13 protein-coding genes are annotated in these 13,951 nt (G+C 64.1%); 6 read left to right on the forward strand and 7 right to left on the reverse strand.

Annotation, left to right across the window (positions count from 1 at the left end; genetic code table 11):
• Window positions 1–165: 165 nt before the first annotated feature.
• On the reverse strand, window positions 166–1,848 hold the full coding sequence (locus ACVIJ6_RS31360; protein ID WP_456775874.1) for a glycosyl hydrolase 108 family protein: 1,683 nt from the start codon (window positions 1,846–1,848) through the stop codon (window positions 166–168).
• 495 nt (window positions 1,849–2,343) lie between these two features.
• On the opposite strand from ACVIJ6_RS31360, the gene ACVIJ6_RS31365 reads away from it, so the two are divergent.
• Entirely contained in the window at window positions 2,344–3,267 is a 924-nt protein-coding gene (locus ACVIJ6_RS31365; protein WP_456775875.1) for a lipase family protein, read from the forward strand.
• A gap of 640 nt (window positions 3,268–3,907) precedes the next feature.
• Here the strand turns inward: ACVIJ6_RS31365 and aspS are convergent.
• Complete coding sequence (aspS, locus tag ACVIJ6_RS31370; RefSeq protein WP_456775876.1) at window positions 3,908–5,680, reverse strand: aspartate--tRNA ligase; 1,773 nt, start codon at window positions 5,678–5,680, stop codon at window positions 3,908–3,910.
• Window positions 5,681–5,933: 253 nt separating this feature from the next.
• Between aspS and ACVIJ6_RS31375 the strand changes: the two genes are divergently transcribed.
• Window positions 5,934–7,409: a protein adenylyltransferase SelO gene (locus ACVIJ6_RS31375; RefSeq protein ID WP_456775877.1), complete on the forward strand. Its 1,476-nt coding sequence runs from the start codon at window positions 5,934–5,936 to the stop codon at window positions 7,407–7,409.
• A gap of 408 nt (window positions 7,410–7,817) precedes the next feature.
• The gene (gene rnd, locus ACVIJ6_RS31380) at window positions 7,818–8,972 is read left to right on the forward strand and encodes a ribonuclease D (RefSeq protein WP_456775878.1); all 1,155 of its coding nucleotides are present in this window, start codon (window positions 7,818–7,820) and stop codon (window positions 8,970–8,972) included.
• Between the two features lie 83 nt (window positions 8,973–9,055).
• Here rnd and ACVIJ6_RS31385 read toward each other — a convergent pair whose 3' ends face one another.
• Window positions 9,056–9,223, reverse strand: a complete 168-nt coding sequence (locus ACVIJ6_RS31385; RefSeq protein WP_012043941.1) for a hypothetical protein — start codon at window positions 9,221–9,223, stop codon at window positions 9,056–9,058.
• Window positions 9,224–9,251: 28 nt separating this feature from the next.
• Here ACVIJ6_RS31385 and ACVIJ6_RS31390 point away from each other — a divergent pair, with 28 nt between their 5' ends.
• Window positions 9,252–9,428 (forward strand): hypothetical protein, encoded by a 177-nt coding sequence (locus ACVIJ6_RS31390; RefSeq protein ID WP_012043940.1) that lies wholly within the window; start codon window positions 9,252–9,254, stop codon window positions 9,426–9,428.
• 17 nt (window positions 9,429–9,445) lie between these two features.
• Here the strand turns inward: ACVIJ6_RS31390 and ACVIJ6_RS31395 are convergent, their stop codons facing one another.
• The 3 genes from ACVIJ6_RS31395 to ACVIJ6_RS31405 are packed head-to-tail and all read right to left on the reverse strand — an operon-like array spanning window position 9,446 to window position 11,278.
• Complete coding sequence (locus ACVIJ6_RS31395; protein WP_456775879.1) at window positions 9,446–10,027, reverse strand: isochorismatase family protein; 582 nt, start codon at window positions 10,025–10,027, stop codon at window positions 9,446–9,448.
• A complete protein-coding gene (locus ACVIJ6_RS31400) occupies window positions 10,024–10,650 on the reverse strand; it encodes a GNAT family N-acetyltransferase (RefSeq protein WP_012043938.1) in 627 nt (208 codons plus the stop codon). Before ACVIJ6_RS31400 ends, ACVIJ6_RS31395 begins: the two co-directional genes overlap by 4 nt.
• Entirely contained in the window at window positions 10,637–11,278 is a 642-nt protein-coding gene (locus tag ACVIJ6_RS31405; protein WP_456775880.1) for a hypothetical protein, read from the reverse strand. Before ACVIJ6_RS31405 ends, ACVIJ6_RS31400 begins: the two co-directional genes overlap by 14 nt.
• Window positions 11,279–11,333: 55 nt before the next feature.
• On the opposite strand from ACVIJ6_RS31405, the gene ACVIJ6_RS31410 reads away from it, so the two are divergent.
• Both ACVIJ6_RS31410 and ACVIJ6_RS31415 read left to right on the forward strand, forming a co-directional pair.
• The gene (locus ACVIJ6_RS31410) at window positions 11,334–12,377 is read left to right on the forward strand and encodes a LysR family transcriptional regulator (protein ID WP_456775881.1); all 1,044 of its coding nucleotides are present in this window, start codon (window positions 11,334–11,336) and stop codon (window positions 12,375–12,377) included.
• A gap of 546 nt (window positions 12,378–12,923) precedes the next feature.
• On the forward strand, window positions 12,924–13,133 hold the full coding sequence (locus ACVIJ6_RS31415; RefSeq protein WP_456775882.1) for a cold-shock protein: 210 nt from the start codon (window positions 12,924–12,926) through the stop codon (window positions 13,131–13,133).
• 142 nt (window positions 13,134–13,275) lie between these two features.
• Here ACVIJ6_RS31415 and purN read toward each other — a convergent pair whose 3' ends face one another.
• Window positions 13,276–13,938, reverse strand: a complete 663-nt coding sequence (gene purN / locus ACVIJ6_RS31420) for a phosphoribosylglycinamide formyltransferase (RefSeq protein WP_456775883.1) — start codon at window positions 13,936–13,938, stop codon at window positions 13,276–13,278.
• Window positions 13,939–13,951 lie beyond the last annotated feature (13 nt).

Here is a 13,951-nt window from a genome sequence, read left to right on the forward strand (position 1 = left end):
GATGATGTCGCTGGCAGCCTTAACCGACGCTGACGCGAGAGGATCGAATGCAGAAGGGTGCGTTGAGAGCCGGCTCACCCTGCGCGGACCGACGACGCACCGAACCCGCGCCATCTGGCGACGCAACCCGGATGAGCGAAGCGACAACCGAGCTATGTCGTTCGGTCAGCCGGGCTTTGAGGCTTGCACTGTTTGCACGCCCAATCGCCATTTATCTAATTTGCCGAGCGCCCCCCATGCAGTCAGGCCCAGCATGATGGGCTGGAGGTAGGGCACGGCGACGCCGAGCGTGGAAAGAATGCTCATGAGGCCGCCCGCTGCTCCGGGCGCCCCGCCTGCCGATGGCGCAGCGGCGCCCAGCAGGGCGGTCAGCACGCTGCCGATGATGCCGATCGCGCTCTTCCTCCCGTCGAGCAGATTTCCAAGCGTCGTCCCCAACGCGGCATTGACGGGTGTCAGCGGTGCTGGAGCTGTGGTGCCCGGAGCAACCGGAGGAACCACGATGCCGAGCTGCCGCAGCACCTCGACCACCTGGCTCATGCGAGACAGCGCGTCAGCTTGAGCAGCCGGCCCGACCCCTGCACCCGGCAGGTTCGGCTTTTGGCCGAAGAGCTCGAGGAGCTCCTCGATTTTCGCGACGATTTCGGTCAGGTTCGGCTGGGTCTGCGACTGAACGGACACGGCTGTTGCTCCAGTTGCGACGACGATGGGTTCGGCCGAGAGCGAGGCAACGAAGCGTCGCATGTCATTGAGGCGGTTGAGCCAGCCCGTGCCGAACACTGGAAATTCACGCAGCGATCGAAAATACGCATCTTCGATGTCGAGAAACGCCTTGCACAGGCGCTGCGTGTCAACCGATCCGACCGCTCGGATCGTATCGGGGCCGATGATGCGATCGACGGCCACCTGCGCGCCGCAGCGTATCAGCGAATTTTGCAGGAATTCGGCGGAGCGCCCCGGCCCATGCAGCACTGCGGCATTGTACACGGGCGCAGCAACCTGCAGCGGCAGATCATCGCCACGAACGATATCGTAGTAGCGCGCCTTGAAGATGCGACGCGCCTCGTCGATGCTGAGCTGTTTGACGTCCTCCGCGGTCAAAGCATCGTTGTGTCGCCAGGCCCGCAAGGTCTCGAGCGTGATACCCATATTGGTGGGGCCGCCGCGGTCGGCGGGATGGTTGGTGTATCCGCCTTCCCACTTCTCGATGAAGGGTTGGATGCGGGAGAAGTGGCCAGGCGCCGTGGATGTCATCGCAGCGCTGGCTGGGCGATCGATATCGGACACTGTCATCATCTCCGCAACGGCCCCCGCCGCGAGAGGAGGGCGCAAGACCGACGGCGGTGCCGGAGGCGGGACTGGCGAGCCCGACCATCCGGCAATGGCTGACTCAAGATTCTCGGCCCAGCTGGCGTCACCCCCGGGAGGAAAATGTCCGGCGTGAAGATCACCGATCCGGACGCCGGCCATTTGCAGATGCGGCGTCTCCCAGCTCAGCGGCTCCATGTTCTGCGCGCGGCCGACCTCATGAAGCCGCTTCCAAGCGGCAGCGTTGGGACCGGTGTCGCTCCAATCCCACTGGCCATTGATCTTGAGGACAAAGTCGACCGCAAGACCATACTGATGATACGACGTCCAAGGCTGGGCTTTGGTGACGATGTTGCCGGGTCTCGTGCGGCCCTGGGCGTAGAGATAGGCTTGGCGATGGGGCGACCGGAACGCCTCGAAGATCTCAAACGGATGGCCTTCGCTGTTCAGCTGACGCTGGATCGTCTGCACGCTCTGGCGAATAGCGGGGTGCAGAGCGGCAAACGCGAGATCAACCGATCGTCGGTCTTCACCAGCCATGAAGCCCCCCAACACTGAGGCCGGTCGACAAGGCTCTGCAGGCCAGAGCACGCGCCACCGTTGTGTAGTTTAGCTAAGCATATTTCTACGGGACGCGCTCCTTGACAAGTGATGTGTTTCACAAATACGTTTTCCGCGCGGTTTTGTTTGCTGTGATCGTCAGCGTTGACGTCTGTCGCGCCTGGTGCGGCACTGTCCAGACGAGCGATGAACTATAGTGCTTGGGCCAATAGATTTGGTCGCAATGGTTTGGTCATCAGCTGCGGAGGCGTGACGGCCGTAATTGTTGCGCCTTGTTGATATTGATCTGACAGGACAACGACATCGATCGCGAATGGGCTGACGAGCGATCGACTCGCTGCCGAGCATTGGCCTTACTCAGAGAATGGGCTTTGCTCGATTGCAGCGATCAGCTCTTCGATCATTTCCAAGCGCGCGGCGTGCCGAACAACGAGTTCAACCTCCCTGCGCATCGGTCCTTCGGGAGTGGGCCCTATGAGTACGCTCGTCGAAATCGCCCCGGACGAATATGATCCTGCGGCATTCGAAGGCTTCGGTGCAACGGCAGCTGGCTTCAAGGTCGCCAATGCGCGGGCGTTGATGTGGTATTGCCAGCTTGCCTATGAGACGCATCGGATCGCGACCGTCCAAGCCGTATACCCGTTATGGGGCTTCAGATCCGTGGTCCCTTTCATCACGCGCAAGTCCAGCCTGAACGGCAGTTTTGAAACCTGCGGGCTGATCGGTGAACGGGACGACGCAGTGATCCTGGCCTTTGCCGGAACTGATCCAGGCATCTGGCAGAATCTCGCCACGGATCTTAGCCTCTTGCCGCGCGCCGGTTCGGACATCCACGAGGGCTTCCGGCGGGCCGCGGCAGCCGCGCAGTCCGAGATCGAAGCGGCCATCCAGCTGGCCCAGCAGACGCGGAAAGCGTTCTTCATCGCAGGTCATAGTCTTGGCGCCGCACTCGCGGCGCTCGCTGCCACGACAGCCCTGGCCAAGAACTCGCCGCCCACCGCCGTATATGCATTCGGCATGCCCCGCGTCGGCGGAGAACAATTTCGCGCGGCCTATGATCCGAGTCTTGGGGCGTTGACCTATCGGTTGGTTTACGGACTTGATCTCGTCGCGCGAGTGCCGCCGTCGCTCGCCGGATTTCGCCATTTGGGGCGAGCCCTCCTATGTGACGCGGGAGCGAAATTCGACGAGGCGCAGCCACTGACGCCGATCGGGACCGACGATCCTCAGTTCAGCCAACAACTCGCCAAGACGATCGAGCGAGGATTGGGGAATCTTATGTCTGGGCATCTTCTGTCGCCCGCAGGACCAGGTACATTTGGGTCCTTGTTCAGGTTCATTCCGCCTGAGATCAGGGATCACCTGCAGGACTCGTATTGGAAGGCGCTATCGCCCTGAGCGCGGACTGGACTGCTGCTGTCCTGTGACGTCGGCAAGCGCGGCGCTTCGCTGCAATCTCTCGAAAACCGATGGTCGCGGCCCGTCACCGTACTGCAGCCGCGGGTGAGGATCGTGTCGCGGCTCTTCAGGAAGCCCGGCTTCAAGGGCATCCGCATCACGGATGCACTGGCCCGTGCAGCAGGCCCTTGATCCGGCTGCTGTGAACGGCGCGTTCCTTCAAGAGCCGCTTGCGCCCCCGCGTCCAGCGTTTGCGGTCCTCGTCTCAGGCCTCGGCACTCGAACCATACTGCAGACGCCGGCCTCGCCGCGCAGACGGGCCAACAACGAACGCATCAGCAATGCCAGATCGCCCCGGTCGGTCCTGGCCCGCCGCGCCCGGCGGCTGACCTCGATGCTCGAGGCATCAACCTCGCAATCGCCGACCCGGCATCCGATAGCGGCCCAGCTTCTCCGTTCCGGGCAGCATGATGCCCAGCGGTCACTTCGGTTCACTGGACGTGAACCGCGGCACACTCGTCGCGGGCGCGTGCGTCAGTATCATCAATGCGCATGGTTGATCCTCTGGGCGAGTGGGCGGTCGCCCGCTCAACTTGCTCCTGACTACCTGCCGCCCATAGGATCTACGACCCCTGCCGACCTATTTGTTCGGCAGGTTGGTCCGGATGTGCAGCTCGCGGAGCTGCTTGGTGGTGGCCTCCGACGGCGCGCCCATCAGGAGGTCCATGGCCTGCTGGTTCATCGGGAACAGCGAGATCTCGCGCAGGTTGGTGGTGCCACAGAGCAGCATCACGATGCGGTCGACGCCGGCGGCCATGCCGCCATGCGGCGGCGCGCCGTACTGGAAGGCCCGGTACATGCCGCCGAAGCGGTCGACCACTTCCTGCTCGCCATAGCCCGCGATCTCGAACGCCTTCACCATCGCTTCCGGCTTGTGGTTGCGGATGCCGCCGGAGGCGATCTCATAGCCGTTGCAGGCGATGTCATACTGAAACGCCTTGATGGTCAGCGGGTCCTGCGTCTGCAACGCATCGAGGCCGCCCTGCGGCATCGAGAACGGGTTGTGCGAGAAGTCGACCTTCTTGTCGTCCTCATTGTACTCGTACATCGGGAAGTCGACGATCCAGGCCAGCGCAAAGCGGTCCTTGTCGATCAGGTTCAATTCCTCGCCGACCTTGGTGCGGGCGAGGCCTGCGAACTTCCAGAACTTCTCGGGATCGCCGGCGACGAAGAAGGCGGCGTCGCCCTCCTTGGTGCCGAGCTGCGTCCTGATCGCAGCGGTGCGCTCCGGGCCGATGTTGTTGGCGAGAGGACCTGCGCCCTCGCCGCCGTCGCGCCACATGATGTAGCCGAGGCCCGGCTGGCCTTCTCCTTGAGCCCACGAGTTCATACGGTCGCAGAACGCACGGCTGCCGCCGCCCGGTGCGGGAATCGCCCAGACCTGGTTCTTCGGGTCTTCGAGCATGCGCGCGAACACCTTGAAGCCGGAGCCGCGGAAGTGCTCGGAGACGTCCTGCATCTCGATCGGGTTGCGCAGGTCCGGCTTGTCGGTGCCGTATTTGCGCAGCGCCTCGGCGAACGGGATCCGCGGCCAGCCCTTGGTCACAGGCTTGCCCTTGGCGAAATCCTCGAACACGCCGGTGATGACCGGCTCCATCGCCGCGAACACGTCCTCCTGCTCGACGAAGCTCATCTCGACGTCGAGTTGATAGAACTCGCCGGGCAGACGGTCGGCGCGCGGGTCCTCGTCGCGGAAGCATGGCGCGATCTGGAAGTAGCGGTCGAAGCCCGACATCATCAAGAGCTGCTTGTACTGCTGCGGCGCCTGCGGCAGCGCGTAGAACTTGCCGGGATGGATGCGCGACGGCACCAGGAAGTCGCGCGCGCCCTCAGGCGAGGACGCGGTCAGGATCGGCGTCTGGAATTCGAAGAAGCCCTGCTCCTTCATGCGCCGGCGCATCGAATCGATGATCGCGCCGCGGGTCATGATGTTCTGGTGCAGCTTCTCGCGGCGCAGGTCGAGGAAGCGGTATTTCAGCCGGATGTCCTCAGGATACTCCTGCTCGCCGAACACCGGCAGCGGCAGCTCGGCGGCCGGGCCCAGCACCTCGATGTCGGCGACATAGAGCTCGACCTGGCCGGTCGGCAGCTCGGCGTTTTCAGTGCCCTCGGGGCGGCGGCGCACCTTGCCCTCCATGCGCACGACCCATTCCGAGCGCAGCTTCTCGGCGAGGCCAAACGCCTTGGAATCGGGGTCGACGACGCATTGGGTGATGCCGTAATGGTCGCGCAGGTCGACGAACAGCACGCCACCATGGTCGCGGATGCGATGGCACCAGCCGGACAGCCGGACCGTCTCTCCGATGTTGCTGTCGCGGAGCGCGCCGCAGGTATGGGTCCGGTAGCGATGCATGGTCGTCCTGAATATCGTCGTGAGGAGAAGGAATCGGTGCTGCCGCAAAGGCGCATTCCGAATGCGCGCTGGGTTTAGCCGAGCCGCCCCGGCGCGGCAACCGAATGAAGCGGCCCTTTTCGGGCCAAGGGCCAGGAAAACGCCGGCGCGGCGTGCAACCCGGGCATTGCCGCCGGATTGAGCTGACGCAGGATCGCTCATCTGACGGCCGTTTGGGCTCGAAAAGCCGTCCCGCCGCGCCTATCTTGGAGCCATGACCGTGCATTTCCCCTTCCAGAACTCCTACGCCGCGCTGCCGGACAATTTCTTTGCCCGGGTGGCGCCGACTCCTGTCGCCGCCCCCCGGCTGATCAAGCTGAACCGGCCGCTGGCCGCGGAACTCGGGCTGAACCCGGCCGAGCTGGAGACAGCGGAGGGAGCCGAGATCCTGGCCGGCAAGACCGTGCCTGACGGCGCCGAGCCGATCGCGATGGCCTATGCCGGCCACCAGTTCGGCCATTTCGTGCCGCAGCTCGGCGACGGCCGGGCGGTCCTGCTCGGCGAGGTCGTCGACAAGAACGGCGTCCGCCGCGACATCCAGCTCAAGGGCTCCGGCCCGACCCCGTTCTCCCGCCGCGGCGACGGCCGGGCGGCGCTCGGGCCGGTCTTGCGCGAATACATTGTCAGCGAGGCGATGGCGGCGCTGGGGATTCCGACCACCCGCTCGCTGGCGGCGGTCGTGACCGGCGAGCAAGTCTATCGCGGCATCGCCTTGCCCGGCGCGGTGCTGACGCGGGTCGCGACCAGCCACATCCGGGTCGGCACATTCCAATATTTCGCGGCGCGCCAGGACGTCGAGGCCGTGCGCCGGCTCGCCGACCACGTCATCAGCCGGCACTATCCCGACCTCGCCGGCACCAAGCGGCCCTATCATGCCCTGCTGGATGCCGTGATCGCGCGCCAGGCGAAGCTGATCGCCGACTGGCTGCTGGTCGGCTTCATCCATGGCGTCATGAACACCGACAACACCTCGGTGTCGGGCGAAACCATCGATTACGGCCCCTGCGCGTTCATGGACGGCTACGATCCGAAGCAGGTGTTCTCCTCGATCGACGAGTTCGGCCGCTACGCCTTCGCCAACCAGCCGCGCATCGCGCTGTGGAACCTGACGCGGCTGGCCGAATGCCTGCTGCCGCTGTTCGGCGACGACAAGGACCAGGCGATCCAGGAAGCCGAGGGCGCGCTCGACGGTTTTGCCGCGCAGTTCACCGACGCGCACCAGGCCGGCCTGCGGCGCAAGCTCGGCCTGTTCAGCGCGCGCGACGGCGACCAGGCGCTGGCGCAGGCGCTGTTTGATGCCATGGCAGCGGCGAAGGCCGATTTCACCCTCACCTTCCGCAGGCTGAGCGATGCGGCGGGCAGCGGCGATGACGCCCCGGTGCGGGCGCTGTTCGAGGATCCGACCGGGCTCGACGAATGGCTGCCGCGCTGGCGCCAGCGCCTCGCCGCGGAGCCGCAGCCGGCCGCCGAGCGCGCCGCGGCCATGCGCCAGGTCAATCCGGCCTTCATCCCGCGCAACCACCGCATCGAGGCGGTCATCACGGCAGCGGTCGAGAACGACGACTACGCGCCGTTCGAGGAGCTGCATGCGGTGCTGGCCAGGCCGTATGACGACCAGCCAGCGTTCTCGGCCTACGCCGAGCCGCCACAACCCGATGAGCGCGTGCTCCAGACGTTCTGCGGGACGTAAACCCGGACCAGACGCTGTTAACCGCGCGTCCACCATCGCCCTGACGGCGCCCGGGTCCTTAAGAAACGATCAACGCAGCCCCGACAAGTTGAACCAACAGGTCGGGGAGGTCGCGAACGTGGACGCGCTGGTGTTCGAATTCATGGGTCTGGCGATGATCGCGCTGTGCCTGATCGTGCTCGCCGTGCCCTCCGGGCGGCGGCCCTCCGGCCGCGTCCGCCACCATTGAACGGCGTCCGGGGCCGGCCCGGCATCAACCATAGGCCGATCGGCTGATATTGCGGCGCTTGCCTTCCAGCCCGATTGGGCCGACAAGCGGAGATGAATTTCGTCCCGTACCCTTTGCCGACACCCTTGACTTGTCAGCGCTTTCGGACGACGGCGTAAGTGCCTCGTCATGGATCGTTCATGGACTTGATCACCACCACTGCGGATCTTTCAGCCGCCTGCGCCCGCCTCGCCCAACACCCGGTCATCACAGTCGATACCGAGTTCCTGCGGGAAACCACCTACTATCCTCTGCTCTGCGTCGTGCAGATGGCGAGCCCCGACGAGGCCCTGGTGATCGACGCCCTGGCCGAGGGCATCGATCTGACGTCGTTCTTCGAACTAATGGCCAATGAGAAGGTGCTGAAGGTCTTCCACGCCGCCCGGCAGGACATCGAGATCATCTGGCACCGCGCCAACATCGTCCCGCATCCGATCTTCGACACCCAGGTCGCCGCGATGGTACTGGGATATGGCGACAGCATCGCCTACGACCAGCTGGTCGAGCGCATCACCGGCCACCGACCCGACAAGACCCATCGCTTCACCGACTGGTCACGGCGCCCCCTCTCCAAGGAACAGGTGCACTACGCCGAGGCCGACGTCACCCATCTGCGCGACGTGTTCGCAGCGCTCGATGCCGACCTCAAGAAGCGCGGCCGCAGCGACTGGGTCAGCGAGGAGATGGAGATCCTGACCTCGCCCAGGACCTACGACTTCCACCCCGAACGCGCCTGGGAACGGCTGAAGACGCGCGTGCGCAAGCCGAAGGAGCTTGCCGTGCTGATGGAGGTCGCAGCCTGGCGCGAACAGGAGGCGCAGAGCCGCGACGTGCCGCGCAGCCGCGTGCTCAAGGACGATGCGGTCGGCGATATCGCCACGCATGCCCCAACCTCGATCGAGAAGCTCGGCAATCTGCGCTCGCTGCCCAAGGGATTCGAACGCTCGAAATGGGGCTCCGACATCGTCGCGGCGGTGCAGCGCGGCCTGGCCCGCGATCTCGCGGCGCTGCCGAAGCTGGAGAAGCCGCGCAACAACGCCAACGGCGCCGCGATCGTCGAGCTGCTCAAGGTGCTGCTGCGAATGACCTCGGAGCGTCACGCGGTGGCGAGCAAGGTGATCGCGACCGTCGACGATCTCGAGCAGATTGCCGCCGACGATCATGCCGACGTTGCCGCGCTGCAGGGCTGGCGCCGCGAGCTGTTCGGCGAGGCCGCGTTGGCGCTGAAGCATGGCAAGCTCGCGCTCGCCATCGACAAGGGCCGCGTGATCCGGGTCGATCGCCTGATCCCATGAGCCTGCGGCGTCGCAGCTTGCCCGGACGTTGATGCAGTTTATTGCAGGATACGATGCACCCAGCCACGGTGCATTGGAATCAATCATTCGGGGTCGGCCCGTCCCCTCAACTCTGCCTCGATTGTCTGGGATACCTCAACCAGGGCCATCGACAGGATGTAGGCGCTGGTCGGCAGGTTGAGTCGGCGTGCCCTGTCGAGGGCCGCCCGAAGGCTGCTCGCCAGCTCTTTGAGCTCTTCCTCTCGGGTCATGTCCGATTCTCGTTGCTGGAGCTGCCGTGTGAGCAAAGACGATTGCGAGCCGCCGCGACAGAAGTTGCTGCGGCTTCTCAGCGAAAATCCGGTGGATTTACATGTTGCGGAAGCCCTCAGGCTCGTCGTCGCCTTCGACAAGCTCACCGCCCCGTCAGACCGCCGCATGGTGATCGAACTGGCTGAAAGGCTGGCCGGCGGGTGACGTCCCCGCCCCCGGGATCACACCGCGAGACGGCCGCAGAATCTTGTCAGGTCGGCGCTGTCGAGCACGCCAGCGAAGTTGCTGATCACCCGGGTGACAACCAGCTTGTAGGCGGCGACGTCGCCGTCACATGCCAAGCGGCAGGCCACGGCGTCCTCGATCACCTGATAACGGTGGCTGCGATGGAAGCCTTCCACAACTGTCGAGAGGATCGTCTCATCCAGCGAGAAGCCAAGCAGCACGCAGCGGATGCCGCGCATGTTCGACATGTACTCGGCAAACCGCGCCGAGCTGTAGGCCGATGGCAGCGGATGCTCGAACGTCAGTTCGCCAGGCGTCGGCCTGACCTCCGGGAGCCAATTCGTCAGATTGGAAGCCGGATTGAACCAGGCGGCCTGCGCAATCCGCTTGAGGTGAAGCACCGGCCACAGATTGCCGCGCCACAACGCAATCAACTGCCGACAGCGCGACATGATCAGGTCGCCGTCGGCAATCAGATGCTTGCGCCCTTCAGCGAGATACTCGCACTGCAGATCGGCACACACCAGAACCGGCGGGTCCGTTGCGGACTCACCGAGCGGGTCTCGGTACGACATCATCGCCCCGCGGCGGCAAGATCGCGCAAGGGCGAGGACGCCGGCCGGCCGGCCGAGAGATCGAGCACGCCCGGCCGATCCCAATCCCCTTCCGGACGGATGATCAGATAGGGATCGCTGTCGAGCGTGATCGCATCCTCGCAGGGCGCGAGATCCACCACCATTTCCGTGTAGGAAAAATCCGAGAAGGTGAGCTTGCGGTTGTGACCGAGCGGCTTTGCGCCGAAATGCGCCCAGAAGTCCACCAGACGGTCCTGAGCATGGCCATAGGCCTTCTTGAAGCCCTTGCGCCGGCAATAATCCAGCGCTTCCCGCACCAGCTTGAACGACAGGCGCGACCGCCGGTGCTGATGGCGAACAGCCAGCCGCTCGACCTTGGCGAACTCACCGAAGAAGCGCACGCGCACGCAACCGGCCGGCTCATTGCCGACGAAGCCGAGGAAATGCGCGGCAACGAGGTCGTTGCCATCGAACTCTTCTTCCATCGGACAATCCTGCTCGGCCAGATAGACCGCCGAACGGATCGCCGTCACCAGCATGAGATCGTTTGCATCACGCGCAATACGGACCGAGATGGCGCGCGATTTCGGATTCCGCTCCAGCTTGCTCGAACTAATATCGTGCATCCGCTGCACCCCTTTCTGAGAATGTTTCGACCGACTGCAACGACGGCGCAATCACCTGCTGCAATCGATTCCACGGTCGCTGGTACCACCAGAGATCCGGCTGAAAGCTGGGAACAGGCGTAAAGCCCAGGGCGCCGAGGAACGCGCGCCCATCCGAGCTCGACGGCTGCGCATAGTAGTCAGCAGCGCGGAATCGCGGTCCCCGCAGGATATCAGCAACGTTGCCCAGGCCGACGGCTCCTCGTCCTTGCGCAACAAGCGCCCAGACATAGATAGCAGCAACATCCTCATCGAGCCGCGCAAGATATTTGCGCGGCGGATCATACAAGCTGAACTCATCCAAGAGGAGCGCATCGAGGCCGGCGCAGTTCAAATAGAGAAAGGCGATGCCGCCGAGCAAATTGCGGCCTCGGCACAGGACGAAGATCGAGTTCGGGTCGTGCCGCAGGAATTCCGCCAGATCCTGCTCGGAGGCACGAACGCCTGGAATTTCCTGCCTTGCCAGCGCCGCGAGCTCGCCGAGCCGATCCGGCGTGACAGGGCGGGCCGCGACGAGATCCGTCCGCGGCAACATGTCAAGCTGGTGTCTTCGCGTGGATTCCGTGCTTCCGAAGCGGGGGTTCTGCATCTATGTTTCCAGCTTGGCTTTGATGACGTCATCATACTTCTCGGGGCTGGAGTGTATGCGGCAACATTTGCATCGGGGTGCTGCATCTACGCAGCGCCGGAAATCTGACGAAAACCTTAATGCGTCGTGGGAAGATTTAAGAGCATTTCTCCTTTGCGCACGACATCAGAGCTTCAGAAATGCGGCGGAAGTTCTAGGACTGACCGGCACCACCCTCATGCGCAAGATCGACCGGCTCGAGGAAGAGCTCGGATTCAAGGTCTTCATCCGCGATCAGTCGGGCCTGTCGCTGAGTGATGAAGGACGGTCGCTGTTGTTCGATGTCGAGCAGATGGAGCGCCTGAGCTTCAACATCTTCCGCCGCGCCTCGCTCGCCACCGACAGTCAAGGCTCGGTCCGCGTCGCCGTGACGGAAGGCCCTGGCAATTTCTGGATCCTGCCAAGGCTGATCGATTTCCAGAAGACCTATCGGCGGATTACTGTCGAACTCAGTTGTGCGATGGAGCAGGCCGACGTGTCGCGCCTCGAAGCGGACGTCTCGATCCAGTTCGCGCGCCCGACAAATCCCGACGTGATCGTCAGCAAGCTCGGCCGGCTTCACATCCACGGCTTCGTATCCGAAGCGTATCGTGATGCGTATGGCCTGCCGACCTCGCTTGCCGATCTCCGCAATCACCGCATCATCAAGCAGCATGGCGTGCAGCTGGACGAGACCGGCTATGCGCGAATTCTCGGCCTCGACTCGCTCGATGGCATCGTCGGAATTTCCACCAATTCGAGCGTGGCGGTTCTCTACGCGGTGGAGCGCGGCGCAGGCATCGGCTTCCTGCCGACATCGGCGGTCGCGCTCGGGGCACCGCTTGTGCCTGTCGATCTCGGCATCAACTACCACATGGATCTGTGGCTGACCTATCATAAGGAATTTCGTACGTCGGAACGACACAAGATCGTCATCGAATGGCTGAAGCGCATCTTTGATCCGAAGATCCACGCCTGCTTTCGCGACGAGTTCATCCATCCCCTCCACCTCATTCCGATGATGGAGCATACGCGAGAGACCGCGGGCTTCCACAACTACATCGCCCCCAGGCCGATCTAGGACACCGCGCTGCAGCCGAGGCTCGATCTCGGCACACTCCGGGGCCGCCCAAGCCACTGGGTAACCCGCCCCCCTCCCGCTGCTGCCCGAGAAGTTGGCCGGGGTGCAAGCGTGCGGGTTCCGCCGGACTGACGGCATGAGCGTCCCATGCGGGGGGCGTGATCGGCCGGCACGACGCCGACCAACCGCATGGCCGCCCGCCCCGGCGAGAGCAGCAGATATCCTTCGGTAGGCGGGCTCGGCGTCCCGGGTTCCCGGCTGCTGACACCCGTCGGGCCCGCGGCCGGCACGAAAATGCCGGTTCCGCGGCAGTTTCATGCCCACCAGAGAGATGGCAAGACGCGACGTCGCGACGCGTTCCCGCAGGCCTCACGAACTTGATATCGACTAAAAATCGTGTTGCAATCCCCAGCGCAATCGGATCTGGCCGTTCGACTGTGCGTTTCGTGACATCTGAAATTCAGCAGACTTCGGGAAGCCCGTATTGTGGCGTGGCACGCGCGAGCGTGGCCGCGTCTTTTTTTCGTGTAGACGAAGGAGACACCGATGCCGAGCTACAAAGGCAGCGTGAAATGGTTCAACCCGACCAAGGGCTATGGGTTCATCAAGCCGGCAGGCGGAGACAAGGATGTGTTCGTTCACATCTCGGCCGTCGAGCGGGCCGGACTGTCGACGCTCAACGAGAACCAGGCGATCGAATATGATCTCGTCGAGAGCCGCGGCAAGACGTCGGCCGAGAACCTCAAGCTCTCGTAAGCGTGCTCACGGCGGAGGCCATCGCGCACGCTTTGCTGCACACCTGCAGGCGCCGCGCGCCCCTCGCCTAAACCGATGATCGGACTTGGTCAGCCTTGATGTTCCCCGGCCTTGCCGGGGATTTTTTTCGCCGGCCGCCCGCTCAGCGCGCGGCGGAGACCTGCGGCCAGATCAGCGATTGCTCCGCCTGCTCCACGGTCGATGTCCTGCACAGATCGCCCTCGAGCCGCACGAGACCTTTCGCCAACAGTTGCAGCGCGTCGGGATAGATGCGGTGCTCGACGCCGAGAATCCGCTCCGACAGGGTCTCCGGCGTGTCGTCATCCTTGACGACAACCGCGCCCTGCATGACGATCGGCCCCGCATCCGTTTCCGGAATGACGAAATGCACCGTCGCGCCCGAGAGCTTCACGCCGGCGCGCAGCGCCTGACCATGCGGATCGAGGCCGGGGAAGGACGGCAGCAGCGAGGGATGGATGTTGAGCATCCGGCCATACCAGCGCTGGACGAACCCGGCGGTGAACAGCCGCATGAAGCCGGCAAGACAGATGATCTCAATGCCGCGGGCGTCGAGCGCCTGCTGCAGCCTGGCTTCGAAGCCGGCGCGATCCTTGCCGAACGGCTTGCTCTCAATGATTTCGACGGCGATGCCGCTCGCAGCCGCCTTCTGCAGACCGGCCGCATCGACCCGGTTGGAGATCACGACCGCGATCTCGGCCGGAAAATCAGGCTCCGCGGCGGCACGGATCAACGCGGCCATGTTCGAGCCGCGACCGGAGATCAGGATGGCGACGCGGCGCTTCATCGGCGTGCTCGTC

Source organism: Bradyrhizobium sp. USDA 4369, from assembly GCF_054056435.1.

What these genes read in the sequence shown, in the direction of transcription:
- ACVIJ6_RS31360 (WP_456775874.1), bottom strand. Translation starts at nt 1,848, where the DNA reads ATGGCTGGTGAAGACCGACGATCGGTTGATCTCGCGTTTGCCGCTCTG.
- ACVIJ6_RS31365 (WP_456775875.1), top strand. Translation starts at nt 2,344, where the DNA reads ATGAGTACGCTCGTCGAAATCGCCCCGGACGAATATGATCCTGCGGCA.
- aspS (WP_456775876.1), bottom strand. Translation starts at nt 5,680, where the DNA reads ATGCATCGCTACCGGACCCATACCTGCGGCGCGCTCCGCGACAGCAAC.
- ACVIJ6_RS31375 (WP_456775877.1), top strand. Translation starts at nt 5,934, where the DNA reads ATGACCGTGCATTTCCCCTTCCAGAACTCCTACGCCGCGCTGCCGGAC.
- rnd (WP_456775878.1), top strand. Translation starts at nt 7,818, where the DNA reads ATGGACTTGATCACCACCACTGCGGATCTTTCAGCCGCCTGCGCCCGC.
- ACVIJ6_RS31385 (WP_012043941.1), bottom strand. Translation starts at nt 9,223, where the DNA reads ATGACCCGAGAGGAAGAGCTCAAAGAGCTGGCGAGCAGCCTTCGGGCG.
- ACVIJ6_RS31395 (WP_456775879.1), bottom strand. Translation starts at nt 10,027, where the DNA reads ATGATGTCGTACCGAGACCCGCTCGGTGAGTCCGCAACGGACCCGCCG.
- ACVIJ6_RS31400 (WP_012043938.1), bottom strand. Translation starts at nt 10,650, where the DNA reads ATGCACGATATTAGTTCGAGCAAGCTGGAGCGGAATCCGAAATCGCGC.
- ACVIJ6_RS31405 (WP_456775880.1), bottom strand. Translation starts at nt 11,278, where the DNA reads ATGCAGAACCCCCGCTTCGGAAGCACGGAATCCACGCGAAGACACCAG.
- ACVIJ6_RS31410 (WP_456775881.1), top strand. Translation starts at nt 11,334, where the DNA reads ATGCGGCAACATTTGCATCGGGGTGCTGCATCTACGCAGCGCCGGAAA.
- ACVIJ6_RS31415 (WP_456775882.1), top strand. Translation starts at nt 12,924, where the DNA reads ATGCCGAGCTACAAAGGCAGCGTGAAATGGTTCAACCCGACCAAGGGC.
- purN (WP_456775883.1), bottom strand. Translation starts at nt 13,938, where the DNA reads ATGAAGCGCCGCGTCGCCATCCTGATCTCCGGTCGCGGCTCGAACATG.